Annotated in this window: 2 protein-coding genes; both read left to right on the top strand. The window is 40.1% G+C overall.

Going from position 1 to position 807, the window contains the following annotated elements; genetic code table 11:
- Positions 1 to 564 (top strand): YfbU family protein (locus AB4496_RS06820; protein ID WP_372071619.1); only part of this gene is annotated, 564 nt, incomplete at its 5' end.
- A 1-nt stretch (position 565) separates the two neighbouring features.
- Positions 566 to 807 (top strand): hypothetical protein (locus AB4496_RS06815; protein WP_372130716.1); only part of this gene is annotated, 242 nt, incomplete at its 3' end.

Raw genomic sequence — 807 nt, 5'->3', positions numbered from 1 at the left:
TGTTCACACCTTAATTTGGCGTTAGCAGTTTTCGTAGTATTTAACATTGGAGTTGAAATGAAATTAGATAAAAAAGAGCGTTTAGCTTTGGTCAATCAGTTCTTGATATTAGAAAAACTGTATCCAGAAGAAGCGGATTACTATGCTCAGCACCGTCAGGCAATATCTGAGGGTTATGAACTGCACTATGACTGGATTTATGAAAATCTATGGGAAGGTCTATCGAAGGAAGAGTGTCGCAGGGTTCTTGATATTTTAGACATGTATCGAACAATCCATTTTTCAGCCAAAAAGTGCGCAGACACTACAGTAAAAGAACATTACTGGCTTAAATTTCCGGGGTTTGATGGAAATGAAGAGAGCTCGTATATGGCTTATTGTCGATATTTTATCGTCGACTTAGAGCGCTACGATGAACTGAGGTATGGTCAAGAGATTCCAGACCTCAATTCGCATATGCCCACACTGGACAAATACGATGCAATGTTATCGGTATGGGAAGGGTTTGGTAAGCCTCACACACTTGGAGCGGACAAAATACTATTAATTCTAGAGGCTAGGTAGTATGCCAAATTACATAAACTATGTGGCTACATTCCTTTCTATTGTTGGTGGTGTTATAGCTATTTGGCAAGCATACAAAGCAACTACTGAAGCGAGCAAAGCAAAAACTTACCGTGACGAAATCATAAACGTTCGAAAGGCTGTCGATTTTTCGGGAATCGAAGCTGTGCTGAGTCGTACAATCAACTTGATTTCTAAATATGGTCCTTCCGCTTCAATGTCTAGCTTATCCGGAGTCTCTCC

This window comes from Vibrio sp. 10N.222.46.A1, from assembly GCF_041473595.1.
GTDB classification, from domain to species: domain Bacteria; phylum Pseudomonadota; class Gammaproteobacteria; order Enterobacterales; family Vibrionaceae; genus Vibrio; species Vibrio tasmaniensis_A.
The sequence above is the reverse complement of the archived record's forward strand: the minus strand, read 5'-3'. Positions and strand labels throughout refer to the sequence as shown.